The sequence below is a fragment of the Paenibacillus sp. RU5M genome, assembly GCF_900221055.1.
GTDB classification, from domain to species: Bacteria; Bacillota; Bacilli; order Paenibacillales; family Paenibacillaceae; genus Paenibacillus; species Paenibacillus marchantiae.
The window spans coordinates 205,493-231,791 of record NZ_OBQM01000006.1 but is presented as its reverse complement, the minus strand read 5'-3'; the positions used below and the strand labels follow the sequence as shown (position 1 = coordinate 231,791).

General features: G+C 45.4%; 23 protein-coding genes. 17 read left to right on the top strand and 6 right to left on the bottom strand.

The genetic code is table 11. The annotated features are described in order from the left end of the window. Positions 1-9 precede the first annotated feature (9 nt). On the bottom strand, positions 10-393 hold the full coding sequence (locus tag CRO25_RS19035) for a helix-turn-helix domain-containing protein (protein WP_063565020.1): 384 nt from the start codon (positions 391-393) through the stop codon (positions 10-12). Further along, a complete protein-coding gene (locus tag CRO25_RS19030; protein ID WP_063565019.1) occupies positions 386-748 on the bottom strand; it encodes a helix-turn-helix domain-containing protein in 363 nt (120 codons plus the stop codon). The genes CRO25_RS19035 and CRO25_RS19030 overlap by 8 nt, the downstream gene beginning before the upstream one ends. 105 nt (positions 749-853) lie before the next feature. On the opposite strand from CRO25_RS19030, the gene CRO25_RS19025 reads away from it, so the two are divergent. Both CRO25_RS19025 and CRO25_RS19020 read left to right on the top strand, forming a co-directional pair. Continuing rightward, positions 854-1,768 carry an arginase family protein gene (locus tag CRO25_RS19025; protein ID WP_072732842.1) on the top strand — a complete coding sequence of 305 codons (915 nt, stop codon included), beginning with the start codon at positions 854-856 and terminating at the stop codon, positions 1,766-1,768. 228 nt (positions 1,769-1,996) lie between these two features. Beyond that, complete coding sequence (locus tag CRO25_RS19020; RefSeq protein WP_306291819.1) at positions 1,997-2,452, top strand: hypothetical protein; 456 nt, start codon at positions 1,997-1,999, stop codon at positions 2,450-2,452. Between the two features lie 69 nt (positions 2,453-2,521). Here the strand turns inward: CRO25_RS19020 and CRO25_RS19015 are convergent, their stop codons facing one another. After that, positions 2,522-3,373: an aldo/keto reductase gene (locus CRO25_RS19015; protein ID WP_079696061.1), complete on the bottom strand. Its 852-nt coding sequence runs from the start codon at positions 3,371-3,373 to the stop codon at positions 2,522-2,524. Positions 3,374-3,595: 222 nt separating this feature from the next. Continuing rightward, positions 3,596-4,639 carry an SIS domain-containing protein gene (locus tag CRO25_RS19010; protein WP_079696060.1) on the bottom strand — a complete coding sequence of 348 codons (1,044 nt, stop codon included), beginning with the start codon at positions 4,637-4,639 and terminating at the stop codon, positions 3,596-3,598. A 284-nt stretch (positions 4,640-4,923) separates the two neighbouring features. Here CRO25_RS19010 and fba point away from each other — a divergent pair, with 284 nt between their 5' ends. The 13 genes from fba to CRO25_RS18945 all read left to right on the top strand — a co-directional run bounded on the left by fba (position 4,924) and on the right by CRO25_RS18945 (position 22,336). Beyond that, a complete protein-coding gene (gene fba / locus CRO25_RS19005; RefSeq protein ID WP_063565016.1) occupies positions 4,924-5,790 on the top strand; it encodes a class II fructose-1,6-bisphosphate aldolase in 867 nt (288 codons plus the stop codon). Further along, the gene (locus CRO25_RS19000; RefSeq protein WP_079696059.1) at positions 5,754-6,716 is read left to right on the top strand and encodes a 1-phosphofructokinase family hexose kinase; all 963 of its coding nucleotides are present in this window, start codon (positions 5,754-5,756) and stop codon (positions 6,714-6,716) included. Before fba ends, CRO25_RS19000 begins: the two co-directional genes overlap by 37 nt. A 184-nt stretch (positions 6,717-6,900) precedes the next feature. Continuing rightward, positions 6,901-7,701, top strand: coding sequence for a DeoR/GlpR family DNA-binding transcription regulator (locus CRO25_RS18995; RefSeq protein WP_079696058.1), 801 nt, complete (start codon positions 6,901-6,903; stop codon positions 7,699-7,701). A 70-nt stretch (positions 7,702-7,771) separates the two neighbouring features. Further along, a complete protein-coding gene (locus CRO25_RS18990) occupies positions 7,772-9,064 on the top strand; it encodes an ABC transporter substrate-binding protein (RefSeq protein WP_079696057.1) in 1,293 nt (430 codons plus the stop codon). 15 nt (positions 9,065-9,079) lie between these two features. After that, positions 9,080-10,015: a carbohydrate ABC transporter permease gene (locus tag CRO25_RS18985; RefSeq protein WP_063565013.1), complete on the top strand. Its 936-nt coding sequence runs from the start codon at positions 9,080-9,082 to the stop codon at positions 10,013-10,015. A 22-nt stretch (positions 10,016-10,037) separates the two neighbouring features. Further along, on the top strand, positions 10,038-10,862 hold the full coding sequence (locus CRO25_RS18980; protein WP_079696056.1) for a carbohydrate ABC transporter permease: 825 nt from the start codon (positions 10,038-10,040) through the stop codon (positions 10,860-10,862). An 18-nt stretch (positions 10,863-10,880) separates the two neighbouring features. After that, positions 10,881-12,182, top strand: a complete 1,302-nt coding sequence (gene melA, locus CRO25_RS18975) for an alpha-galactosidase (protein ID WP_079696055.1) — start codon at positions 10,881-10,883, stop codon at positions 12,180-12,182. Beyond that, complete coding sequence (locus tag CRO25_RS18970) at positions 12,182-13,135, top strand: carbohydrate kinase family protein (protein WP_179132210.1); 954 nt, start codon at positions 12,182-12,184, stop codon at positions 13,133-13,135. Before melA ends, CRO25_RS18970 begins: the two co-directional genes overlap by 1 nt. 50 nt (positions 13,136-13,185) lie before the next feature. Next, entirely contained in the window at positions 13,186-14,733 is a 1,548-nt protein-coding gene (locus tag CRO25_RS18965; protein WP_079696053.1) for a right-handed parallel beta-helix repeat-containing protein, read from the top strand. Positions 14,734-14,982: 249 nt separating this feature from the next. Continuing rightward, positions 14,983-16,644, top strand: coding sequence for an extracellular solute-binding protein (locus CRO25_RS18960; RefSeq protein ID WP_079696052.1), 1,662 nt, complete (start codon positions 14,983-14,985; stop codon positions 16,642-16,644). A gap of 96 nt (positions 16,645-16,740) precedes the next feature. After that, on the top strand, positions 16,741-18,555 hold the full coding sequence (locus CRO25_RS18955; RefSeq protein WP_079696051.1) for a sensor histidine kinase: 1,815 nt from the start codon (positions 16,741-16,743) through the stop codon (positions 18,553-18,555). A gap of 2 nt (positions 18,556-18,557) precedes the next feature. Further along, positions 18,558-20,129, top strand: a complete 1,572-nt coding sequence (locus CRO25_RS18950; RefSeq protein WP_143806562.1) for a response regulator — start codon at positions 18,558-18,560, stop codon at positions 20,127-20,129. Between the two features lie 158 nt (positions 20,130-20,287). After that, positions 20,288-22,336, top strand: a complete 2,049-nt coding sequence (locus CRO25_RS18945) for a glycoside hydrolase family 16 protein (protein ID WP_256863688.1) — start codon at positions 20,288-20,290, stop codon at positions 22,334-22,336. Positions 22,337-22,602: 266 nt separating this feature from the next. On the opposite strand, the gene CRO25_RS18940 is transcribed toward CRO25_RS18945, so the two are convergent. Both CRO25_RS18940 and CRO25_RS18935 read right to left on the bottom strand, forming a co-directional pair. Further along, a complete protein-coding gene (locus CRO25_RS18940; protein WP_079696049.1) occupies positions 22,603-23,994 on the bottom strand; it encodes a M56 family metallopeptidase in 1,392 nt (463 codons plus the stop codon). 9 nt (positions 23,995-24,003) lie between these two features. Continuing rightward, on the bottom strand, positions 24,004-24,378 hold the full coding sequence (locus CRO25_RS18935; RefSeq protein WP_063565003.1) for a BlaI/MecI/CopY family transcriptional regulator: 375 nt from the start codon (positions 24,376-24,378) through the stop codon (positions 24,004-24,006). A gap of 428 nt (positions 24,379-24,806) precedes the next feature. Between CRO25_RS18935 and CRO25_RS18930 the strand changes: the two genes are divergently transcribed. Together CRO25_RS18930 and CRO25_RS18925 are read left to right on the top strand one after the other, a co-directional pair. After that, the gene (locus CRO25_RS18930) at positions 24,807-25,433 is read left to right on the top strand and encodes a hypothetical protein (protein ID WP_079696048.1); all 627 of its coding nucleotides are present in this window, start codon (positions 24,807-24,809) and stop codon (positions 25,431-25,433) included. Positions 25,434-25,680: 247 nt separating this feature from the next. Continuing rightward, positions 25,681-26,274 (top strand): YdeI family protein, encoded by a 594-nt coding sequence (locus CRO25_RS18925; protein ID WP_079696047.1) that lies wholly within the window; start codon positions 25,681-25,683, stop codon positions 26,272-26,274. Positions 26,275-26,299 lie beyond the last annotated feature (25 nt).

The following is a 26,299-nucleotide window of genomic DNA, read 5'->3' as shown; positions in this document are numbered from 1 at the left end:
ACGACTACTTTAATTTACATTAGCGATGTCGCGGCGAGAGTCATCATTGTCGCAGGATACTTCGTCGGGGAATTTCTCGATATAAGTCGTACCAAACTTGCACAACATCTGTAGCATGGGGGCCAGTTCCTCGCCCAGATCGGACAAATAATATTCTACTTTTGGCGGTGCAACCGGATAGACCTTGCGAATAATCAGGCCGTCGCTTTCAAGCATTCTGAGCTGCATTGTAATCATGCGTTGAGTTGCGTCCGGAAGAAGTCGCTGAAGCTCATTAAACCGAATGGGACCTTTAGTTAAGTGATTGAGTATAGAAATTTTCCATTTGCCGCTAAGTAAGCTCATAACAATTTCCGAGGTACAGCGATAGGTTTTATTTCTAAAGTTAATCATCCTCCAACACATCTCTTTCACTTTGATTTTGTACTCCCCACTCACATAAACCTTCCAGAACGGGCAATAACGTTTCGGCTTTATCGGTCAGTCTGTACTCGACTTTAGGCGGGACTTGTGGATACTCTTTCCGTTCGACCATACCATCCGCTTCCAATTCTTTTAGTTGTGAACTCAGTGTTTTAAACGTAATCGCTCCAATTTGTCTTTTCAGTTCATTGAAGCGTACCGGTTGGTTTTCTGCTAAAAGATAAATGATGACCATCTTCCATTTGCCGCCAATGACAGACAATGTGTAGCCAAAAGGCGTATCTTGAATATGTTTAACCTTACCTTGATATTCAGCCATGCTCATATTTATGCTATCCTTTCGGGTAGTACCTGTCATAATTGTGCGTACTACTTTTTGATTTGCGTTCAGTTTATACTAACCTTACTTTGAAGTAAAGGAGAGAAAAACATGAATCAAAAAACAATACGTCTGTTAATGCCACAATGGCAAGGGGGAAATAATCCTAACTACTCTTTTGGGGCGGAACTGCTTGCCTGGCTGGCTCCTGATAATGATCAACCCCTGATTCAAGTTCCTGTACAAGCATATGATGGAACCCCACTGAAAAACGAGGATGGTGTAAATGGGAGAAAACAGCTCATTGAACAATTGGAAGCAGCCCAGCATATTATTCATGCTCACAAGCCTGACCGTATCGTCATGTTTGGTGGGGATTGCTTGGTCGAACAAGCTCCGTTTGCCTATTTAAACGAACGGTATAATGGAGAATTAGGCTTAATCTGGATCGACGCGCACAGTGATTTGGTTGGTTACGCGGGTTATGATAACGGACATACGTTACCTCTGGGTAATCTTTTGGGAGAAGGGGATGAAGAGTTTGCAAAACATGTAAAAATCCCTCTAAAACCTGAAAATGTCTTTATCGCGGGGTTGGCAACACCTACAGAACAGGAAGACGAAGTGATCTCAGAAGCGTTTGAACGATTAGGTATAACGACTGCAGAATCAGATACTGAAATGATTCAAAGACTTGGCATTAAAACTGCCGGAGTCGAAGAATTAACGAAAAGTACAGCATCCATCAAACAGTGGATCAAAGAAAGCGGCATTAAGCATCTGGCTATTCACCTGGATCTAGATGTGCTTGATCCTAAGGCTTTTCGCTCGTTATTATTCGCTAATCCTGAAGGCCCTTATACGTACTCTCCTGCGGGAAGCTTGCAAATTCCTCAGCTCCTTCATCTGCTCAAAGAATTGTCGGAAGAAACAGATGTTGTGGGATTGGGTATTACCGAGCATATGCCATGGGATTCAATCAACTTGAAGAACCTGCTAGGGGAAATACCGATTTTAAATAAATAATGTAATTTAATATACTCGTCAACCCTATTATTATATTAGAGTAATAGGCTAACACCAAATACACTAAACACTTTATCATTGTGTGAAGTGTATTTTTTGGTGCTGAGGATTTGAAGCTATGGCTGGTTGTGATCTGGGGTGCTTTGTAAGACACCATTGGTCATTTACCTACATACATTATCTCAGGACAAATGACTATTGAAGTCAGTCATGGAGGGAATTAATCTAATGTCAATTAATCATCATTCGAATACATCACATCCTTATTGGATCGAGAACGTGGGCGGGAGAGAAAGGGAAGCTATGACTCCTCATCCTGTAGTTGTGGAGGTTAGGCAAGTCGCATCCAATCAGATTGTAGTGACGTACGATCAGCCAGCGGATTTAGCATCCGCAACAAACATATCGAACTATTGGATAAGAAGTAATATGGCTAGTCCATCAGATATAGCCAGTCTAGGAATGGGAGAAGCCATCGGGAAAGAAAATTCGATTCGTGCTGATCGGGGGATGATCGCTCCTATTAATAATTCCAAAACGAGATTTGTTATAACCTTCAATGTTAACGCGACTATGGGTGTTCTTTATATTTTGCTTCCATGCTTTGTCAATTTGGAGGGGAGATCCGGATTCACTGGTGGAAATTGGGGACCGTTCAGTAGAAATATGTTTATTGGATTGTAGTAAACAGTTCAATAGGGCATGAACACAAAAAGTCGCCAGAAATGGCGACTTTTTTATCGATAGAAAGGGTCAGATTTCAAGTTTACGTGTACCGAGCCACTTCACCATTTCTGGGTCGTTATGAGAAAAGAACAGACTTTGATTCGTATCTAATGCAGTAATTGATTCCATATCATTTTGGCTTAATTCAAAGTCAAAGATATTGAAGTTCTCAACAATTCTCTCTTTACGAACTGACTTCGGAATGACAACGACTTCTCTTTGTGTCAACCAGCGTAAAACGACCTGTGCAACAGATTTATTCACCTTTTTCGCAATGGATAGCAATACATCATTCTGGAAAAGATCATTTCTTCCTTCAGCAAAAGGCGCCCAGGATTGAATCTGAACATTATTTTCTTTCATAAAAGCAGCACTTTCGATTTGTTGATAGAAAGGGTGTGTTTCAACCTGGTTTACCGCAGGAACTACCTCATTATGAATGATTAAATCGATCAGACGATCCATCTGGAAGTTGCTAACTCCAATAGCACGGACCTTTCCTTCACGATACAATTCCTCCATAGCGCGCCAAGAGCCGTACACATCGCCAAAAGGCTGATGAATTAAATACAGATCCAACACATCCAATTGCAATCGATCCAGAGATTTTTGGAATGCTTTTTTAGTGTTTTCATATCCCGTATCCTGAACCCAAAGCTTTGTAGTAATAAATAATTCTTCTCTTGGGACACCACTTCGTTTAATGGCTCGACCAACGGCTTCTTCGTTCAGATATGAGGCAGCTGTATCAATCAGGCGATATCCTGCCATAATGGCATCGTAAACGCTTTGTTCGCATTCATTTTGATCTGCAATTTGATAAACACCAAAACCCATAATGGGCATCTCCACACCATTGTTAAGTATTACTTTTTCCATGTTAAAGCCCTCCTTCTTATAGGTTTATTATGTACCAAATCATCATTCTAGCGTTATATCATTCATATCAAATGTTTGCCTAATTATCTCACGGGACGCATGAAATTGATTTTTGACCTTCAAGTAAAAGACTTCTATTCTGCTGAATAGAAGTCTTTGAATCTCCCTCTGAAATTCCCCTTTTCCAACCTTCCAAGCCAATTGAAAGAACAAAGCTATCTTTTATAGCTTGACCCAGGCCACCAGCCCATCGGGCTGATCCGGGTTAATACCATGGCGTTCGGCATTAGCCAAAGCAGCGATTTGCGAGATGAAGATGAAAGGAATACCCCGCACCGCTGTATTAAGCGGATGACTAGTTGTGATTTCAAGGTCGATGAACTCCTGCGGGATGCCCATCGCCCGATCGGCAAATGTAATAATGGTGGCTCCACGCTCCTTAATATCCCTCAACAGATTGCGTTGATGCTCAATACCGCTGTCCGACAAGGCAGCAATCACTAAAGTATCCGAACCCACGGTGACCATCGGGCCGTGCCGAACGTCAAGAAGATGGTATGCGTGGGCTTGTGTCTTGGCAATTTCGGTCAAAGCGATGGCACCCTCGGCTGCCAGGCCTTGTAGTTCACCGTCTGCAAGCAGGACTGTATTCGTCCAATTGAAGTCGGAGACACGGCGGATGCTGTCCTCTACACGTGCCATGTAGGCTTCACCTTGATGAATCGCTTCCTGCATATCGATAATCAGCTCCTCATCACCAGCAAGAAAAGCGGCAAGCAGCAGATTGGCTGCATACAGATTGGTTACTGTGCGGGTCTGGCAAACGCTATGGTCGAAAGCCCAGGGCAGTTCCAGAGGGAAATCAGCGTTTTTGGATAACGGCGAGCCCGTTACACAAGAAATCGTTAATAATGGAATACGTTGATCGGACTGAAGTAAACGCAATGCTTCAACGACCTCACTCGTACTGCCAGATCGTGACGGCGCTATGATCAGGCTACCCTCCAGCATGGGACGATAGCGTTCTGCATGGAGCATGAGATCACCAGCGGCAAGTGACATTGCAGGCAGGCCAGCACGCAAACGGAAGGAAAAAGCGGCCGCTTCGCTCAAGCAATAGCTGGACCCGGCGCCAACAAAGGTTACGGAGGTAATCGCTTGAGCTTGGACAAAGGCAGTAAATTCCGTGCGCTTGGCCAGTAAATAGTTGTAGGTCTGCTGTAGGGCCTTATATTGTTCTTTTACTTCACGATACGTCAAACTCATAAAAATACCTCCCGGGAATGATTTAGATTGATAACTTCAGTTTGTGATCTTTTCGATCAAATATATAGTTTGATGATTGTGTTAATCATAATTATGCCTTTATATCCCTCTAAATTGCAATAGTTTTCCAAAATAATGATTGATTTAATCAAATAAAAAGATTATTATGATCACAAGCTAGATATTATCAAATGTTTCCCATACTCATCTGACCCGTGAAGGGAGGTGCAGGATCGTTCAAATCGTCGCTATGTAACGACGAAACCTTAAAAGGGGGAATGGATATGCCACTGATCTCGTCCACTGAAATGCTGCAAACAGCTCGCAGGGATCAATACGCCATCGCTGCATTTAACGTTCATACCCTGGAAATGCTTCAGGCTGTCGTTGAAGCGGCTGTAGAAACCGAATCACCGCTCATTATTCAAACTACGGTGGGCACAGTCAACCACTTGGGACCAGATTACATTGCTCATGCGGCTAAAACCGCAGCGGACTTGACGGATATCCCCATCGCACTTCATTTGGATCACTGCACTGATTTTTCAACGATTATCCGATGCATACGAGCAGGTTATACCTCCGTTATGATCGATGCATCCATGTATCCTTTTGAAGAAAATGTGAACCTAACCCGTAAAGTGATGGAGGTTGCCCAGGCATCTGGCGTAAACGTGGAGGCTGAGCTTGGTAAGGTTGGCGGCGTTGAGGACGATATTGTCGTCGAGGAACAGCATGCTTCCCTAGCAGATCCGGAAGATTGCGTGCAGTTTGTTGAACGTACTGGTGTAACTACACTGGCTCCAGCAATCGGTACCGCACACGGTATTTATAAGGGACAGCCGAACATAGATTTTGAACGAATTGAAACCATTGCGAATCGAGTATCGGTTCCTTTGGTGCTGCACGGTGGTTCGGGCATACCAGCTGAACAGATTCATCGGGCGGTTGCACTGGGGATGTCCAAGGTAAATATAGCCACAGAGCTGCGTATTGCTTTTTCCGAAGCTATCAAAGATGTATTTCTAATCCATCCAGAAGAGAATGATCCACGTAAATACATGGCTCCGGCGAAGGAAGCAGTTAAACGGCTTGCCATGGAGAAAATACGGTTATGCGGAAGCACTGGCAAAGCCGGCGTAGTTCGATGATTACCACGGTCACACTCCATGCGGCCATCGACCGGACGTTGTACGTTGACAAGTTTGGCGTAGGCCAAGTGCATCGGGTGACAAGACAGGTTAATGAGCCAGGTGGCAAAGGCAATAACGTAGCCAAGGTGATCCGGCAGCTCGGCGGTGAAGTCACAGCTACAGGCATTATTGCCGGCAATAACGGTGTATTTATTGAGAGAAATCTGACTGAACGAGGGATACGGACTGCTTTTATCCAATCAGCGGGAGACTCACGAGTCTGCCTCAACATTGTGGATGATTCCAGTGGTAGCTCTACCGAGCTGCTTGGGCAGGGTCCAAATATGTCAGAAGCTGAAGTTGAAGCGATCAAGAAAAAAGTACAGGAGCTCGCCATCCAGTCTAGTGCAGTTATTATGTCTGGAAGCTTACCCCCAGGTGCACCGGACACTTTGTACGCAGAACTGATTTGTATTGTTCGTTCAGCAGGCGCGAGAGCCTTTCTGGATACAGGTGGAACAAGTTTCACCATTGGGCTGAGTGCAACACCCCATTTCGTGAAGCCGAATGAGCAGGAGCTGGCCGAATGGCTGGGGCAGAAGCCAAGAAAAGTGAGCGAATGGGCCCGTGCAGCGCACAGGTTGGCGGATCAAGACATTGATGAGGTGTGCATAACACTCGGCAGTGACGGTGCTCTGGCTATTTTAAACGGAAAAGCATATATGGTGAAGCCGCCAACCATTCAGCCTGTGAATACGGTAGGTTGCGGAGACGCCTTTGTTGCCGGCATGGCATATGCAGGAGAGCGCGGCGATTCGGATGAGTCCAGACTGCGTACGGCTGTCGCGGCTGCTGCTACGAATGCAATGTCTTCTAAAGCAGGTGACATCGACTATGTTCTGTTTGAGGAGTACGAACATCAGGTGCAAATTATACCTTTATGATGGTTGAAGGTTTTGAAAATCAGCTTCATATCCCTCATGAATAACCGTTAGAGAGATACTTTTCTTATGGGATGCAGTTCACGTCGACATATTGCAATCCATCCTTTCATCCTACACAATAGAGCTAGCACGGGCTGAAGTTAACGGATATCATGCAGGCCCAGACATATTAAAGGAGAGACTTATGCAATATTCAAAGGGTGAACTGCGCAGAGCACAAACATTGGAACTGATTAAATCGCATGGAAAAATATCGCTGCAAGAGATTGTCCAGACGGTTGGCTGCTCGGAAGCAACCGCAAGACGTGACTTGGACGCACTTGAAAAAGCGGGCGAGATTATTCGAACAAATGGGGGAGCCATATATGAAGGGGGCCTGACGTCGGCGGTATCGGAGCTACCTTTTGCAGCAAAACGCGATTTCCGACGGATGGATAAGGAACGGATCGCTGCCACGGCCGCTGCCCTTGTTAAAGAGGGAGACATTATCTGCCTGACGGGCGGTACAACGACGTTCTTTATTGCGAAAGCACTCAAAAAGCACCGTAATATTACGATTGTCACCAACGCGGTGAATATTGCTTATGAATTGGCTGATGCCGAAGATATTCAGGTTGTGGTCATTGGCGGCGTTATGCGGTCTAAAAGCTACGAGTTATGCGGTCCGCTGGCAGAAAGTGTGATCGACAAAATTAACATTACGAAAATGTTTCTCGGGGTGGACGGAGTAACGCAGAATTTTGGCTTTACGATGCATTCCGAGCTTGAAGCTCGTATTGCCCAATTAACAATGGAACGTTCCAGCGAAGTTTATGCTGTATTCGATCAAAGCAAGATTGAGAAAAGTGCTTTGTTTACGATTGCTCCCTTAACTCAGGTGACAGGAGTAATTACGAATAAACAGCCGGAGGGATGGTTTGAGCAGGCGTGCCGGGAGCATCAGATTGCGATACATACAACTACAGACCACATTGCTTCTATTTAAATACGCGTAATACTCAAACGCCCTTCCCTTCATATGCTGGCTAATTTGCAGGACAAGGGAGGATATGCGAATGCATTTTTCCAAGTTTATGCTGATCATTGCGATGGTTTGTGTTGTATTCGCTGAAGCGGGCTGTTCCAGCTCCTCCTCTTCAGGCGGCGATACATCCGCAGACCCGCAAGGTAAGGTGAATCTGGTCTTTTGGAGTCATCAGGAAGACGCCATTGTGGGCGCATACAAGAAATTAATATCCAAATACCAGACCTTACACCCCGATATAACGATCGAGTATCAGACCTTTCCATATGATGTATACAGCCAGAAGCTGAAAGCTTCATTCTCCGCGAAGAAACCACCCGATATTGCCGAATTTTTCGGCACGTGGGTGCCCGAATATTCCAAGAACGATCTGCTTGTCGAAATCCCTGATAGTGAAAATGTAAAAAAAGAGTACTATGATGCTCCCCTTGGGGGATATTTGCGAGACAACAAGTTATACGGGCTGCCACTTGAATACAACATTGAGAACGGCGGCATGTTGATTCATCCGCAAATGCTCAAAGACCATGGCTTCGAACACGCACCGTCCAACTGGACAGAGCTTGTGGATTACGCCAAAAAATTGACTGTCCGTGAGAACAATGTAATCAAAGTCAAAGGTTTCGATTTTGTATCAGCAGACAATATTACGTTTACTTTCTTATCCCTTATTTTGCAGCAAGGTGCAAGTTTTATGGGTGAAGACGAACATGTTAATTTCCACTCACCGGAGGCGGAGAAAGCAATGTCCACCTTGGTCTCGCTCGTGGCCGATGACAAAGTTGCGGATTTAACCACGTTCGGCGGTGAGCTGGATACCTCTGACTATTTTTTTCAGGGGAAATCAGCCATGACCTATCGCGGTCCCTGGACGATTGCTGCGGGACAGAACAACTATAAGGTTGATGATTTTGAATACGTTTCCGTGCCTTCCTTTACGGAAAATCCACCCGTTTTTGCTGCCGAATCCGGTTGGGGGCTTGCGGTATCCAAGAAAAGCAAACAGCAGGAGGCTGCGCTTGATTTCATCCAATTCATCTCGGAGAAGGACAACCTCTCGACCTGGAATACGGACACCTTTACTGTACCAGCCAAAAAAGAAATTGCCGAAAACCCGGAATTCCTGAAGAACAATCCTCATCTAAAGCCTTCGCTGGACATATTGGCGTTAGGTCAATGGATCGGCCCAATAGCAGACCGGGATTTCTTCTTCAAGCAGGTTAACGACAATTTCCAGCTGATGGCTAGTGGACAACAGAGTGTCCAGGACGGATTGGCTAACATCGAACAGACGATCAACGATAATCAGGATCAACATAAGTGATAGGGGTGCTGGGGCATGAGTACTGCTATATCTACCAACAAGGCGGACAAGGTTAACCCAGCGGTAAAGTCAACAGCTTACAGGGCAAAACGAAGGTTCATCATCATCTCACTCGTACCGATCTTGCTTCTGTTCGGGGTGTTTGCTTTCCTTCCCATCGCATGGAGCCTGGGCTTATCCGCATTCAAGTATGACCCGCTCAGCTCAAACGCGATATTCGTGGGGGCGGAAAACTATATTCGCATGTTCCAGGACTCCATCTTTCTGAAGTCACTGTGGGTAACCTTCAAATTTGTATTTATTGCCGTATTGATCAACATTGTCATTACGCTTTTGATTGCTTCAGCGATTCAGCGAGTCCGCATCCCGTGGCTCAAAAATGGCTTTCGGACTATATTCTTTCTTCCCACGATCGCTCCGCTGGCGGGAACGGCCATCGTATGGAATACCATGTTTAATTACAATGACGGCTTGTTCAACATGATTCTCGCCAAGATGAATATGGCGCCGATCCAGTGGCTCAGTGATCCGCATTATGCGCTCTACTCCGTCATTATGATGACCTTGTGGGCTGATATTGGCTATAATATCGTTCTTTTCATTGCTGGACTGGATTCTATCCCGGATATGTACTATGAAGCAGCGACGCTGGAGGGGGCGGGCCGATGGCATGTCTTTCTTCACATCACACTGCCATTGCTGCGCAGAACGTTGCTGTTTGTTTCCATCACGACAGTTGTTTCCTATTTTCAGGCCTTCCCACAATTTCAGATTATGACCAAGGGCGGACCCTTCAACGAAACACGAGTGCTGTCACTGCAAATCTATGAACAGGCATTCTCCAGCTCCAATATGGGGTACGCATCTGCTATGGCAACCGTATTTCTAATGATCATCCTGCTTGTGACGCTGCTGCAACTTCGGTGGGGACGCACGCAATGGGAACATTAAGAGGAGAGGGGAGTAGAAGCCGATGCCGCGTAAATTCAGCCTGTGGGAAGGGTTTACTATTGCAGTTCTTGCAGTTATAGCTTGTGTTATGCTTTTGCCTTATGTCTGGATGGTACTTTCATCTCTGAAAAGTAACATGGACATCGTCTCAGGTTCCGCCGGTTTTTTTCCAAGTAAGCCGAGTCTGGACGGATACCGAACGGTTTTTAGCGAGGCGCCGTTTGTCACGTGGCTGCTGAATAGTCTGATGACTTCCGTCATCATAACGGTGGTGACCTTGTTTACAAGCGCTCTAGCCGGATATGTCTTTGCCAAGCATCAGTTTAGAGGTAAGAAACTGCTGTTCATTCTGATCCTGGCAACCATGATGATTCCCTTTCAGGTTATTATGATTCCCACGTATCTGATCACGGCTGAGCTTGGACTGGTTAACCATTTGCTGGCGATTATTTTGCCCAATCTGGTTAGCTCCTACGGCGTATTTCTGGCTAAACAATTCATAGAAGAGATTCCACAGGAGCTGCTGGAGGCAGCAAGGATGGACGGTTCTGGCGAATTCAGGCTGATGCTTCGCATCGTTATGCCGCTTATTCTGCCGATGTTGTCAGCGTTGGGGATATTCACGTTTATGAACTCCTGGAATAACTATCTGTGGCCACTGATTGTATTAAATGATGAGAGCAAGATGACCGTTCCGTTGGCATTGGTCTATTTTAACGGAACGCACCAGGTCAATTACAACGTCGTCATGTCAGCTGCGGTATTGATTACAATACCGGTTATTATAATGTTCCTGATCTTCCAGAAGCAATTTATTAAAGGCCTAGCTATGACGGGCATGAAATAACGGGTGAGGAGAAGAGTTATGACTAAAATCTCAATTATCGGAGCAGGCAGTGCATTTACGCGAGAGATCGCTATGGATATCCTGCTGATTGAAGGCTTGGAGGGTGGCACTATTGCCCTGGTTGATATTGACGAGCGGCGGCTTGAGTTGGCACGCAGGCTGGTGCTTCAGATCGTGGAACAGACAGGGAAGACGTGGGAGGTGATTGCCTCTACGGATCGTAGAGAGGTCATCGGCAGTTCACAGTTCGTGATTAATCAAATTGAAGTAGGCGGGCTGGAGACGGTTCGTTATGAATATGAAATTCCGCTGAAATATGGGGTAAAGCAGTGCATTGGCGATACGCTGGGACCAGGGGGACTGTTCAAGACACTCCGTACCCTTCCCAGCTGGATGGAGATCGTGCGGGACATTGAAGCGCTCTGCCCAGACTGCATCATTCTAAACTATACCAACCCGATGTCGGCGGTTACACTCCTGACTTCCCGCATTACGGACATTCCGGTGGTGGGACTATGCCACTCTATCCAGAACACGTCGGCTCAACTGGCTGAATATGCAGGAGTTCCATATGAAGAGATGTCATGGAAAGCCGGAGGTATTAACCACATGTCCTGGTTCGTGGAGCTGTCCCACGCCGGGAGAGATCTGTATCCAGTATTACTGGAGAAAATACAAACTCCTGAACTGCTGCGGCAGGACCCGGTCCGCTTTGATGCGATGAAATACCTGGGTGCATTCGTTTCGGAATCCAGCGGCCATTTCTCGGAATATATCCCGTATTACCGTAAACGCCAATCACTTATCGACCAGCACTGCAACTCAGGTTATAACGGAGCTACTGGATTCTACGCTGACAACTGGCCGATCTGGCGGACAGAGAATGATGAGCAGATCGTTTCACAGCTTGAGGGAACGGCACCGCTTGAGCTGAAATCCAGTAATGAATATGCAGCCATGATTATCGAAGCAGTATTGAAGAATGAGCCGAAGGTCATTTATGGTAACGTTCCTAACCGGGGGCTGATTGAAAATCTGCAGGCTGATGGTGTGGTGGAAGTGGCCTGTCTCGTTGATGGGAAAGGCATTCAGCCTTGTCGCTTTGGAAGACTGCCCGAGCATTTGGCCGCATTGTGCCGCTCGAACATGGCTTTTTTTGACCTGGCAGTGGAAGCTGTGCGGAGGAGTGACAGGGAAATGGCTCGCCATACACTGATGCTCGATCCACTAACTGCTGCTGTATGCTCCCTGGAGGAGATCGGAAGTATGTTCGATGAACTGTATGAGGCGGAACAGGGATTTGTTCCGGTATTGAAATGATGCAGAGACAGCACACAAGTCCCGTTGTTGTCATTGCTGGCGAGCTAAATGTAGACGTCATTGTATCGGGAACGGATGTCATGCCGGAATGGAATCGGGAGAAAATGGTTGATGGCTTCGAGATTGTACTTGGTTCCTCTTCAGCAATTACGGCCTGTGCGCTGGCAAGCCTGGGAGCGGATGTGAGATTCGTTAGCGTAGTGGGAGATGACGATTTCGGAAAATTCTGTATAGCTGAGCTGCAGCGTATGGGCGTAAATACAGAGCATGTTACCCGATTGTCTGGCATCAAGACAGGTGTAACTCTGTCGCTCTCCACACCCGATGACCGCGGGTTGTTAACTTACGCTGGCAGTATCCCATTGTTAACACCGGATTATATCCCGGAGTCCCTGCTACAGCAGGCCGCACATCTTCATTTTGGTTCCTATTATTTGCAGGATGGAATGAGACCTCATTGGCGAGAGCTCTTTACAAGATTGCGGGCAGATGGAATCAGAACGTCTTTTGATACCGGTTGGGATGTATCCAATCAATGGGACCGCGAGGGCATAAGTGCACTACTGACAGTAACTGATTTGTTTATTCCCAGCGAGGATGAACTGCTGCACATTTTCCCTGCCGCTGGGGTAAGCCATGTGCTTGATTCCATGCTTCCTGATGTGGCAGGAATTGTAGCGGTCAAACAAGGGTCAAAAGGCGCTACACTACGTCAACTGGACGAAAGTAGAATATCGGCCGGATCTTACACTTTGACACCCGTCGATACGACAGGGGCAGGAGACTGTTTCAACGCAGGAATCATATATGGATACTTGCTTGGGATGCGAAGTGATGAACTGCTGCGATTTGCCAATGCATGTGGAGCATTGTCCACACTTGGCATTGGTGGCACAGGGAGTTTGCCGACAATGGAGGCTGTTCTTCTTTTGCAGGCTGAGCATGAACAATAAATCCTGATTTTAATCTAACACAACCAAATTGATCAAAGGGAGTTGAGAATATGTTGAAATTCGGTAAAACATTGCTGGTGGGATTAAGTATGGCGGTAGGGATAGGACTGGTTTCAGGCATTGAATGGTCCTCATCTGCTGCCGCAGCAGGCACAGATTACTACGTAGCGACAAACGGAAATGACTCCAGTGCGGGAACGAGCAGCGCGCCATGGAAGACGCTCCAGCACGCAGCGGATGCTGTTCCTGCAGGCAGTACAGTGCATGTTCGTGGCGGTGTGTACAACCAGAAGCTGAAGATCACCCGCTCAGGCTCCGCTTCACAGGGGCCGATTGTATTCACTAACGATGGCACGGAGACTCCGATTATTGACGGTACAGGACTTTCGGTTAGTGGGATTGAAGGGTTGGTTGACCTGACCGATGTGAATTACGTTACCCTTCAGGGATTTGAAATTCGCAATTATACTACAGTTACCAAGGACGTCATGCCCGTAGGCATTTATGTTCACGGATCAGGTAGCTTCATCAATTTGTCTGGTAACAAAGTCCATGATATCAAAAACACGGCCACCCCAACCGGCAGTGATCTCCTTGGCCGGGACGCACATGGGATCGCCGTATATGGAACAAAGGCACCGGAATCCATTCACGATATTACGATTAATGGTAATGAACTGTATAATCTTGTGCTCGGCTCCAGCGAATCCCTGGTTCTCAACGGTAACGTGGACACCTTCTCAGTGACGAATAATGTCATCCACGATAACGACAACATCGGCATTGATCTCATCGGATATGAGGGTAAAGCGCCGAATACGACTTACGATCAGGTACGGAACGGACTCGTGAAGGGCAACAAGGTCTACAATATCTCTTCCAATAATAATCCTTCGTATGGGAAGTCACTTCCGAATAACAGTAATGCGGCCGATGGCATTTATGTCGATGGTGGCAAGGATAGTATTATTGAACAGAACTACAGCTACAACAATGATATCGGTATCGAGATTGCGTCCGAGCATGCCGGTAAATCTACCAGCAATATTACTGTTCGCAGCAACGCAGTCTACAACAACCGACTCACCGGCATCGCGATGGGCGGGTATGATACCAAACGCGGCTCTACAGTAAACTGTAAGATCGTTAACAATACCGTATACAAAAATGACACGCTTGGCGATGGCAGCGGCCAGCTTTACGTTCAATACGACACACAAAATAACGTCATTAAGAACAACATTTTCGTAGCAAGCTCTACAGATGTATTGATTTACAATGAATACACCAAAAATTCCGGAAACGTTGTGGATTATAATCTTTATTTCGCCCCTGCCGGAAGCAATGGAGCCAGCTGGACTTGGAAAAATAAAGATTACACAGGATTCTCCGCTTATAAAACGGGAACTGGCAATGACGCGCATTCCTTGTTCATCGATCCCAAATTTGTGAATGCTTCAGGATACGATTTCCATCTTCAGTCTACATCTCCAGCGATTGATGCCGGGAACACGGACAACGCAATTATCGGAACACTGGACATTGAGGGGAAAGCGAGAGTACAGGGGGCTGCTGTGAATATCGGCGCTTACGAGTGAGACTTATAACCTAACGGGAAGACTCTCCCGAAGGCAATAAAACAAAGGTAGCTGAGTAATCAGCTGCCTTTGTTTTATTTAAAGAGTAATAATCCTCTTTAAATAGCCGTGCCTGAGTTCGGAATTATCTAAACCAATATTTAGGTAGCCAGCGGCATTTCCATTTCGATCCAAGGATAGTAAAATCGGTTATAGGATGATTAATGCAAAGGTTAATTCACAACTGTAGTCAAGAAAGGAGGATGTGGAATGAAACCCGGTTCCATTAAGCACAGCATGGTCATCTATGGGACCATAATCTTAATGCTGGTTTTGGCCGCGTGTTCCCAATCAGAGCAAATTGAAAATCCATCACTCCCACAGCCCATTCATCCTAAACAACAGCCGATTGAATACAAGTCGAACCCCGATGAACCCGCATGGAAGCTTGATACCACGCCTGTGGATTTGACCTGGTTTGTGGGCGCGAACTGGTATGGTCACACATGGGGTGAAAGCACGACCTCCAAGGTTGTAACAGAGAAAACAGGTGTTAACATCAAATTCGAAGTGCCATCCGGCGAAGCCAGCGAACAAATTGCGCTCATGATGACTTCCGGTAAGCTGCCGGATTTGATGACAATAGGCTCGTGGGAAAGTGCGATTCATAAGTTGTGGGAAGGGGATCAGGTATATGCCTTAAATGAACTGGCGGAGCAATATGATCCCTACTTTTTCAAGGTCGCGGGGGACGGTACACTGAAGTGGTATCGTCAGGAAAACGGAAATACATATGGCATTCCAAATGATTCATTCAGTCCCAGCCTAATGCAGACAACCGGTTTGACGGCTGCGAACCAAACCTTTTTGGTAAGAAAGGATCTCTATGAGGCTATGGGTAGACCCGATTTGAGCACTCCGGAAGGCTTTCTGAACGCATTACAATTGTTAAAAGATCAGTATTCTGTGTATAAAGGTCAGCTCATTAGTCCCTTCTTTGCTCAGGGGAATGTCTCTTATGGGATGACCGAGTACCTGCAAAACCTGCTGGCTATTCCGCATGAAAAGGACGGGAAATTTAACGACCGTATGACCGACCCAGACTATATCACCTGGTTGAAAACCTTCCGTACAGCTTATGAGCGTGGCCTGATTAATGTGGATTTTCTAGTAGATTCGAATGCTCAGGTAGAGGAAAAAACCAGTAATTCCCGTTATTTTATGATGATTCGCGAGTGGACTGGCATGGCGGCTATCAATCCGATATTGGCGGCAGGTGCATATCCAAACTCATACTACATCGCTGTGGATGGCCCGCAAAACAGTCAAGGTGATTCCGCCAGACTGTTCCCTGGTAACATGGACGGTTGGATGGTTACCATGATTAGCAAATCCACCAAGAGCCCTGAACGAGCCATCCGATTTTTGAGCTATTTAGCGAGTGAAGAAGGCCAAAGGGATGTATTTCTGGGTAAAGAAGGCGAAACATGGGCAATGAGGGATGGCAAACCGCAGTTGACGGCGGAAATGGTCCAATTGCTTGACTCAGATAGGGAGCGTCTGGAAAAGGAATACGGTATCATGGATACCTACTGGATGCTGCGCAACCCTGCCTTCGTTAACCAGTGGAGACCAGAAAAGGCGCTATCCGTTAAGCAAATGGAGGAGTTCGCGAACAAACAGGCGGATATGGACAGCGGCATCTATAAGGGAATAGATCCTGTAGGAGATTCCGATATAGCCTTATCCTGGTCGCGTATTTCTCAGAATTGGGAAGAAGTTCTGCCTGAACTGATTACTGCCAAAGATGAAGCTGCTTTTGATAAAATTTTCGAAAATTTCTTGGCCCGCCGTGTGAATTACGGTTTTAATCAGGTAATGGAATACCGTCAGACCGAGCTGGAAGCGAGAAAAGCCAAGATGGCTGAATAATCATTCCCTAACAACCTCGCTCTCTATCGACTAACTTGTAATATATGGTATAACAAAGGTGGTGCGGATTTCAGAGTGAATTACCTACTGACTAGAATGAGGAAACTTTACCGCAATGCCCGTATATCCCAAAAGCTGTTTCTGGCGTTTAGCCTGATGATTGCCATACCCGTTATTTTAGTATCCTTTTTATATATTCGCATGCAGGAAACCCAGCTATACAAGGACGCTATGTCAGCGGGCAACAGCCACGTTTCATGGCTAAACGAACAATTGCGCAGCAGAATGGATATCATTGAGAACGCTTCCAACACGGCATTCACTCAAAAGTCATTTGTGGATTTTATTCATTCCAATATGCTTGTGGATGGACTACGACTGGTGAAATTTAAGCAAAACCAATTTGAGCAAATGCAAAACATCATTCAAAGTAATGCAATGATCAGTGAGCTCAGCTTTTACGTGGATAACCCGAACTTATATGAAATCTGGCCTGAAATCTATCATTATCAGAAATTTTGGCCGCAGGATTACTGGGCAAAGCTTCGGGATGAAGGTGGTGCGGCTTACCGCTTATTTTCTTTTAAGGATGGTGAACATACGCTATCCTATTACCGGCTGGTTCGCCTTCAGGGTCAGGAGAAAAAACGACCTAGTATTATGGAAATTCGCGTTCCGCACCGTATGTTTTTCAGCGACCTTCTCCAGGAGAGCAAGGGAGACTTCTTTTCTGTTTTGATGAACGAAAGCGATCCTCCCCAATATGTCTATAATCCCCAGCATGAGTTTTCTCGAAAAGCCGGAGAAGGACTGGACGAAATCCTTGGCGGTATTCATCGCCAGCTGGATGTACTGCCACAGGAAAGTCCCGTTAAGATTAAGGTAGGTGATCAGAGCTACTATGCACTGTACCGCTATATCGCTCCGCTAAACACTTATGTGGTCGATATCGCCTCCCATCAGGCATTGATGAAGGGGCCACGCAGCTGGTATGCATTTGTGGTAACGATTACATTATGTGTTCTGCTGCTCATCATGCTGCTCGTATCACATACAACTCGGCGCATTTTCCGACGGCTGGACAGCGTACTGGCTTCAATGCGTCAGGTACGAAAAGGAGAACTGGATGCAACGATTGATACCGGCCTAGATGAGAACGAAAGAGGGGATGAGATCGATGAGGTGGCTGTGAGCTACAACAAAATGTTACATGAGGTTAAACGTCTGATGACACAGGTCGTGGATAAACAATTGATCGCCAAAAACGCACAGCTGCATTCACTGCATTCGCAGATCAACTCTCATTTTTTGTATAACGCACTGGAATCTATTCGAATGCTCGCGGAGGTTCAACGACAACCTGCTATTGCGAATTCATTGGTATCATTAGGTTCGCAACTTCGCTACAGCATGCAGTGGCGCAGCGATACGGTTGCGCTTCGCGAGGAACTTGCCAACATTCAAAGTTATATTCAATTTATTAATTTAATGGAAGGCGGCAGCATCATGTTGACGGCAGATCTCCCGCAGGAGGTGCTCCGCTATGCAATTCCTAAAATGTGCATGCAGCCTATCGTTGAAAATGCAGTGCATCACGCTGCACCATCAGGCGGGAGTGTGTGTATTCAGATCACCGTTTCAGTGGAGAATGAACGCTTACTTATTAAGATACAAGATGATGGAGAGGGGTTAGACCCGGAGATGTTAGTTCGACTGCAAGCGGCACTGCGGGGAGACTCGGATTCGCCGATTGTTACCAGCAAGAACGGACTTGGTTTGGAAAATGTGAATAAACGTCTGCAGCTTCATTATGGAGAGAATTGCGGTCTTTGGATTGATAGTGTTCAGGGCGTTTATACCTGTGTAACGATACATTTGCCTTGGGAAAATGTAAATCTTGGAGGGTGGTAGGAGTGATCAATATTCTGGTTGTGGACGATCAAAAGCACATCCGTGACGGTCTGCAGGCGATGCTGCATCAATTTCCTCTGGAGCTGAACAATATTTACTGTGCCGCAAGTGGGATGGAGGCGCTAATCCTTTTGCGTCAGCATAACATTCACATTGTTATTACTGATATTATGATGCCGGACATGGACGGGCTGGCACTGATGGCACAGACCAAAGAGGAGCGCATCGAGGTGGAATACCTCATTATTAGCGGTTATAGTGATTTTACATATGCTCAAAAAGCCATCGAACTTGGGGCAAAGGGATACTTGTTAAAACCTCTGAAGCGAGAGGATCTGCAAACTTCACTAGAGCATGTATGGCAAGAAATCCAGACACGGCAGGCTCTTACGCACAACATACAGCATATCTCCCATCTCGCCCGAGAGACTGATCGTAAAGAATTACGAATGTTTATGCGGGGAGCATTAAACGATGAGGCTTGGATCCTCCAAATCCAGGAACAAAATCCTTCGCTTTGGCACAATTATCGCTTATGTTTGCTGCGAGAGAAATGTTGGATCAACCAGCCGGGTTCCAGCAGCGTCCATAGCATGGAAGCTATTGCTTATGGTGTGTTCGGCAGAAAAGGTTGCGTTTGCCTGCAACATAGCCCGTATCTGATCCTCTCAGTGGATGCAACGATAGATCCGGATGCTTTGCCAGCGGCACTCAAGGAAGGAATGATCGATGCCATAACCGTTATGACTGACCCGCAGCAAGGATTAAAGATGTTGCCCGGCAGCTATACACAAGTACATGAGCTATTCCACCATAGTTATCTGTTTCCAGATCAATATATCATCCTGCCAGCAGCTATTGAGCATATGGAGCAGCAGTGGCAACTCCCCTATGAAGAGCTTTATGAACTGTTCCAGTCTGTTGGGACCGACGATAGTGGTAAAATTGCTCAGGGCATTTCCGCAATATTTCATAAAAATGTGCTGCAACGCTATCATATTCGCTATACCCAACAGCTCTGTGGTGCCACAGTGCAGATGATGGAGGAATACGAACGAGTAATTCGCCCCTACATGGGTGAAGAAGCGCTGGATCTTGAATCTTTGCGTAATCTCTTTGATTATCCGGGGATTCGCGATTATATTCAAGCCCTGCAACAGCAGCTGCTTCGACTGAATCAGTTCTATTTTGAATATAAGCACAGTTATCGCAATTCTCAGGATTTAAATGAAGCCATCCGTTTTATACACGAGAGCTATCATAAGCCGCTGGACCTCGCGATGGTATCCAATCATGTGTCGCTTAATTACGCCTATTTCTCAAATCTATTCAAGAAGAACATTGGCAAAGGTTTTGCCGAATACCTGAGAGATGTACGTATGGATAAAGCGCGGCGTCTCCTAGCCGAAACCGATCATAAGATTGTTGAAGTTGCTGCTATGGTAGGCTATGAAAGCTACAAAAGCTTTACGCGAGCGTTCCGCCTTGTGATGGAAATTCAACCCACAGAGTATCGACAAATGATGCGCCAAAAGGTAGAACGTGAAGTGCAATATCACAGTACAAATATATAAATTGAATCAAAACCCAAAAAATTGGGATATAACAAAAATAATTGTACCTTTTCAGCAGATTATCCTATTCGATAGAATAAAGATATTCCCCGATGTAAGCGATTACCTTTATACGCATAGATTGGGAGAAACTATTATCCTATCAAAGGAGGGCAATTATGAAACCATCTCACTTTACGGAGAAACGGTTTATGAAAAAGGTACTTGGTTTGTTCTTAGTGGTTGTGATGCTGGCTAGTGTTGGCGTGCTGCCAACTTCAAAAGTTCAAGCAGCTGGAACGACAGTTACCTCAATGGAGTACTTCTCACCAGCAGATGGACCTGTTATTTCAAAATCAGGCGTTGGCAAAGCCAGCTACGGATTTGTTATGCCTAAGTTCAATGGAGGCTCCGCTACGTGGAATGATGTCTACAGTGATGTGGGGGTCAATGTGAAAGTCGGTAACAACTGGGTTGATATTGATCAAGCCGGAGGTTATATCTATAACCAAAACTGGGGGCACTGGAGCGATGGTGGTTTCAATGGCTATTGGTTCACCCTTTCCGCAACAACCGAAATTCAGCTGTACTCCAAAGCAAATGGTGTTAAGCTTGAATACCAACTTGTATTCCAAAATATTAACAAAACAACCATCACAGCGATGAATCCGACACAAGGGCCGCAAATTACAGCAAGTTTCACCGGCGGTGCAGGCTTTACATATCCAACGTTCAACAATGATTCTGCGGTAACCTATGAAGCCGTAGCGGATGATTTGAAGGTGTATGTAAAACCTGTAAACAGTAGCACATGGATTGATATTGACAATAATGCAGCTAGCGGCTGGATTTATGATCATAACTTCGGCCAATTCACCGACGGTGGTGGAGGGTACTGGTTTAACGTAACGGAGTCGATCAACGTCAAATTGGAATCAAAGACTTCTTCAGCTAACCTTGTTTATACCATTACGTTTAATGAACCTACAAGAAATTCATATGTCATTACGCCATACGAAGGAACAACCTTCACAGCAGATGCGAATGGTTCCATTGGAATTCCACTTCCCAAAATTGATGGGGGTGCGCCAATCGCCAAGGAACTGGGCAACTTTGTATACCAGATTAACATCAATGGGCAATGGGTGGAGTTGAGTAACTCCAGTCAGAGCAAGTTTGCATACTCCGCTAATGGCTACAACAATATGTCTGATGCCAACCAGTGGGGATACTGGGCCGATTATATCTATGGTCTTTGGTTCCAGCCAATCCAGGAAAATATGCAAATCCGTATCGGATATCCGCTGAACGGACAGGCGGGTGGAAATATTGGCAACAACTTCGTCAACTATACCTTCATCGGTAATCCAAATGCTCCGCGTCCGGATGTATCCGATCAAGAGGATATCTCCATCGGAACACCAACCGACCCAGCTATCGCGGGCATGAATCTCATCTGGCAGGATGAATTCAACGGAACTACGCTGGATACAAGTAAATGGAACTATGAAACAGGATATTATCTCAATAACGATCCGGCTACTTGGGGATGGGGTAATGCAGAGCTGCAGCACTACACCAATAGCACCCAAAATGTATATGTACAGGACGGAAAACTGAATATCAAAGCCATGAATGATAGCAAATCTTTCCCGCAGGATCCGAATCGGTTTGCACAGTATTCTTCAGGTAAGATTAACACCAAGGATAAACTTTCCTTGAAGTACGGCAGAGTAGATTTTCGTGCTAAGCTTCCTACAGGTGATGGCGTTTGGCCAGCACTGTGGATGCTTCCAAAAGATTCTGTATACGGCACATGGGCTGCATCAGGTGAAATCGATGTTATGGAAGCAAGAGGACGTCTACCTGGGTCTGTAAGCGGTACCGTACATTTTGGCGGACAATGGCCGGTGAACCAGTCTTCGGGTGGCGATTATCACTTCCCAGAAGGGCAAACTTTTGCCAATGATTATCATGTATACTCGGTAGTCTGGGAAGAGGACAACATTAAATGGTATGTAGACGGCAAGTTTTTCTATAAAGTCACTAACCAGCAGTGGTATTCCACAGCTGCACCGAACAATCCGAATGCTCCTTTCGATGAGCCGTTCTATCTCATTATGAACTTGGCAGTCGGCGGAAACTTCGACGGTGGCCGTACTCCGAACGCGTCCGATATCCCGGCAACTATGCAAGTGGATTATGTACGTGTGTATAAAGAACAGTAATAAAACAGCCGTTTCCGCGATTGGGGTCGTGTCGAGGCCAGTCACCATAGTTATGGGTGATGAGGCAAGCTGAACGGAGAAGAAAAGACAGGCAAGACCAACAACAAAATGTTGTTGGTCTTTGTCGTTTGAGAAGGTAGCCGGTTAGTCTCAAGCGAAACTAATCTTTTCTACAATAATGAAGCAGCCTTCGTTCAACAATTGAACGAAGGCTACTTGGAGTCTTTATATAAGCCTATTTATTTTGTAATTTCATGAAAATGCTTTTAATGACGGGAAGATTCTTGCGCGGGTACTACAGAAGCCTCTTCACGAACTGCCGCTTGAGCCGAGGGACGAGCTACTACAGCTGCTTCTTCACGAACTGTGGGTTGTGCTGCCGAACGTGCTACTACAGGAGATTCTTCAGGCACAATTGCCTGTGCTGATGGACGCGTTACTACAGGAGCTTCTTGACGGGCTACCGCTTGTACTGATGGACGTGTTACCCTAGCTGCTTCCTCGCGAGCTGCCGCTTGAGCTGATGGGCGTGTTACTACTGGAACTTCCTCACGAGCTGTCGCTTGAGCTGATGGACGTGTTACTGCAGGAGCTTCTTCACGGACAGCAGTTTGCTGCGATGGAGTCGTTACCGCGGAAGCTTCCTCACTCGCAACCACCCTCGGAGTATTGCTGGAAGCCCAAGCCGTTGTCACTGTACTAACTGCACCAACAACAAATAGCGTCGATATCGCTATAACAAAGGTTTTCTTGTTCACATTCTTTACGTTAAGCATAAAATTTAATCTCCTTTTTAGTTGTTTGCCGTCCCCGGATAAAGAGGAGCAGAATTGTATAGGTAAATTCCTTGATCCTGCCACTACGTTCAGGATGGTTTCCCCATAGCGTTTACGATCCGCAAGGGTCATTCCCTTTACAACTTCTTCATCGCAGGACAGTTCACTCCATGTATGAATATCTTTGGAAAGCAAATGAACCAATGGATTGAACCAATGCAATGCACGGGCTACTAATATAAGCGCCTTGATCCATAGGTCTTTCCTTTTCAAGTGGATCAGTTCATGACGGAGCACCATACCGATATCCATACTTTCAGAATTCTTCAGAGGCAGATAAATAGTAGGTTTCCTCAATCCAATTAGAAAAGGACTGCGAATTAGAGCGCTGTAAGCAAGCCGAACCTCGCTCTTGAGACCCAGATTCTCCCTGATTACAGGGAGCAGCATCGCAACTTCACTGTTCTTCGGAACGATAGTTCGCGTAAGTTTTAATGTCTTGAGAAACCTGTGATAACAATATGTTTGCCATGCTGCAAAAGCTATGACCCCGATTACCCATAAGCATATTAAAGCGAGAGCTACATTGGCTGAAATGGTCTGTACCTGGATGGCAGGAGTCGGATTGAATGCTCCAGGTAACACTTGTTGAACATTTAAGGGTAACTCGTTTACTGTAGTACTGGATGTGAACAACGAAAAAATCCAATTAAAGACCAGAAAGATGGGCAATAGATACAAAACTAAAGCCATTTTCCCAATTCCAAAACGCCATTTTGCAGGAATGACTTGAAAGGGAGCAAGGCGCAAAGACAGAATGAAAGCGACAACGACACTTCCGGCAACAGTCAGCGTAGACAGTAATACAAGAATGCTATTCATTGACTACACCTACTTTTCTGAAAACCATTGTCTCAGCTCTGCAATGTCTTGATCAGAAAGCTTGTCACCATCATACAAAGCTGAAATCAAATTTTTTACAGAGCCTTGATATAATCCATCCAGGACTTGTTGTGCCTCCAATAGCTTGTAGTCTTCGGGCGAAATACAGGGAACATACTTGTTGGTACGTCCATCCCTTGTAGCTGTAAGGGCCCCTTTGTCTACTAGCCTAGAGAGAAAGGTGGAGATCGTTTGCGCCTTCCAAGCTTTACCCCTTTGGGAAAACATGTTCAGCAGTTCGGTGGAGGTGACAGGTGGCTCACACTCCCAGATCACTTCCATCAGCTCCATTTCAGTATCCGATAATTTTTGAAGATGGTTCACGGTGAACACTCCTTAACTTCGTTATGCGTCCATATCGAAGGTTATTACTACACTACGTAGTAGATACAATTTACTACAACGTGTAGTAGGTAGTCAAGTATTGAATGGATGCTGCGGAACCAGAGTCAGGTTTGTACTAGCTATATAAGTTCAACTAATGAATATTTACACTGACACTCCGATGACAGAACAACCTTCCGATCGCTGTTATCCCCAGATTTTTTTGATTCCTTTTTTAAAAGGGGAAATCCGGGGATAAAGGCGAACGCTTCGCTTCTTCAGGTTATTTCTGTCCTCTCCGTTCTCGTGTAAATGTTTAGTTGAACATATATAGTAAGTTCAATCTTTGATTGATTTTAATGCAGAGACGAATGTCTGGAGTATATACTTAGTCTTAAATCCTGAAATCACTATAGAGGAGAAATCATATGAATCTGTTTCATATACAATCTACACTACAAGAGATCGACTGGACCACGTCGTTCCTGGAGAATAACTTTATCGGCATTGGTTGGCCGGCGACAGGAGATTTGGAGCACGAGCCTACAGAAGAATGGAAAGCGCAACTAGTTCAACGCTACAGGATAGGAAAGGCAGAACTTCGTGATGTCCTGGATACGCTCCATACTTTTGTCTACATCATGCAGGATGGGGACTATGTCTTAATAAACGATGATGAATGGACATATGTAGGGGATTTGGGTGATTATTTTTACGATGATTCCAACGGAACCGGAGAGGAATACATATGCCACCGACGAGGTGTTACCTGGCTAGGACGTATTCCCTTAGCAGAGTTAAGTGACAAAGTACTTTCACTTGTAAGTCATTATTCAATCATTGCGAAATTCGAACATCCAATTTCTCAGGCTCAACTGGAACCTTGGGTTTCGATCACCTCTGAAACCAATGAAGGAAATAATGATTCTTCAGTTAGAGTAGATGAAGGCACTATTCAAGAAGCGCTCAATGTTCTAAAAAAGGCATTGCATAGCGAAGAAGAGGACCTACGAATCCGTGCAGCGGCGGCAATTTTACAATACGCCAAATCCTAGGGGCTTTCTCACTTTGATTTCTTTATTATCGGCTTTCTAGTAAGGGATAAGAGGTGGGACAAAGGACATATGTATATGAGTTAAATAATAGTTAGTGTTGACCAGACGCCAAATGGTGTCATAATATTTAAGCGACACTACATGGTTTCGAATGAAATTAACTGCTTTCTCTTGGCAATCATATGTAAGAGAAGAATTATTTTAGTAAACACAATAATATGACTAGCATGATGAAGGATGGTCCCTGATGACAACTAATAAAACAAATCCCAAGGTGGATGAATATTTAAACAAAGCAAAGAAGTGGAAAGAAGAATCGGAGAAACTAAGAGAGATCGCTCTTTCCTGCAACCTGACAGAAGACTATAAGTGGATGCATCCTTGTTACACTTTGGAGAATAAAAACATCGTTATCATACATGGATTTAAGGAGTATTGTGCGCTTCTTTTCCATAAAGGAGCCTTGTTAAAGGATAAGCAGGGTATTCTAATTCAACAAACAGAAAATGTACAAGCTGCTCGCCAGATCCGGTTCACCAATCTTCAACAAATCGTTGACATGGAAACTATCCTGAAAGAGTACATTCTTGAAGCCATTGAGGTTGAAAAGGCCGGATTGAAAGTGGCACTCAAAAAGAATACAGAATATGCTGTTCCAGAAGAGTTTCAAACTAAACTGGATGAAAATCCTGCTTTGAAAACGGTATTTGAAGCATTGACGCCTGGACGTCAACGGGCATACCTTTTTTATTTTTCGCAACCAAAGCAATCCAAAACACGCGTGTCAAGGGTTGAGAAATCTACACAGCAAATTCTGGATGGTAAAGGGTTAAATGATTAAACCGTTAATGTACCGGGGAAGCAGT

Bases quoted from the DNA above. Each gene is read 5' to 3' on its own strand.
- CRO25_RS19020 (WP_306291819.1), top strand. From the start codon at position 1,997: ATGTCAATTAATCATCATTCGAATACATCACATCCTTATTGGATCGAG.
- CRO25_RS18955 (WP_079696051.1), top strand. From the start codon at position 16,741: ATGAGGAAACTTTACCGCAATGCCCGTATATCCCAAAAGCTGTTTCTG.
- CRO25_RS18930 (WP_079696048.1), top strand. From the start codon at position 24,807: ATGAATCTGTTTCATATACAATCTACACTACAAGAGATCGACTGGACC.
- CRO25_RS19015 (WP_079696061.1), bottom strand. From the start codon at position 3,373: ATGGAAAAAGTAATACTTAACAATGGTGTGGAGATGCCCATTATGGGT.
- fba (WP_063565016.1), top strand. From the start codon at position 4,924: ATGCCACTGATCTCGTCCACTGAAATGCTGCAAACAGCTCGCAGGGAT.
- CRO25_RS18940 (WP_079696049.1), bottom strand. From the start codon at position 23,994: ATGAATAGCATTCTTGTATTACTGTCTACGCTGACTGTTGCCGGAAGT.
- CRO25_RS18960 (WP_079696052.1), top strand. From the start codon at position 14,983: ATGAAACCCGGTTCCATTAAGCACAGCATGGTCATCTATGGGACCATA.
- CRO25_RS18970 (WP_179132210.1), top strand. From the start codon at position 12,182: ATGCAGAGACAGCACACAAGTCCCGTTGTTGTCATTGCTGGCGAGCTA.
- CRO25_RS18925 (WP_079696047.1), top strand. From the start codon at position 25,681: ATGACAACTAATAAAACAAATCCCAAGGTGGATGAATATTTAAACAAA.
- CRO25_RS19030 (WP_063565019.1), bottom strand. From the start codon at position 748: ATGAGCATGGCTGAATATCAAGGTAAGGTTAAACATATTCAAGATACG.
- CRO25_RS18980 (WP_079696056.1), top strand. From the start codon at position 10,038: ATGCCGCGTAAATTCAGCCTGTGGGAAGGGTTTACTATTGCAGTTCTT.
- CRO25_RS19000 (WP_079696059.1), top strand. From the start codon at position 5,754: ATGCGGAAGCACTGGCAAAGCCGGCGTAGTTCGATGATTACCACGGTC.
- CRO25_RS18945 (WP_256863688.1), top strand. From the start codon at position 20,288: ATGAAACCATCTCACTTTACGGAGAAACGGTTTATGAAAAAGGTACTT.
- CRO25_RS18985 (WP_063565013.1), top strand. From the start codon at position 9,080: ATGAGTACTGCTATATCTACCAACAAGGCGGACAAGGTTAACCCAGCG.
- melA (WP_079696055.1), top strand. From the start codon at position 10,881: ATGACTAAAATCTCAATTATCGGAGCAGGCAGTGCATTTACGCGAGAG.
- CRO25_RS19035 (WP_063565020.1), bottom strand. From the start codon at position 393: ATGATTAACTTTAGAAATAAAACCTATCGCTGTACCTCGGAAATTGTT.
- CRO25_RS18965 (WP_079696053.1), top strand. From the start codon at position 13,186: ATGTTGAAATTCGGTAAAACATTGCTGGTGGGATTAAGTATGGCGGTA.
- CRO25_RS19025 (WP_072732842.1), top strand. From the start codon at position 854: ATGAATCAAAAAACAATACGTCTGTTAATGCCACAATGGCAAGGGGGA.
- CRO25_RS18990 (WP_079696057.1), top strand. From the start codon at position 7,772: ATGCATTTTTCCAAGTTTATGCTGATCATTGCGATGGTTTGTGTTGTA.
- CRO25_RS18995 (WP_079696058.1), top strand. From the start codon at position 6,901: ATGCAATATTCAAAGGGTGAACTGCGCAGAGCACAAACATTGGAACTG.
- CRO25_RS19010 (WP_079696060.1), bottom strand. From the start codon at position 4,639: ATGAGTTTGACGTATCGTGAAGTAAAAGAACAATATAAGGCCCTACAG.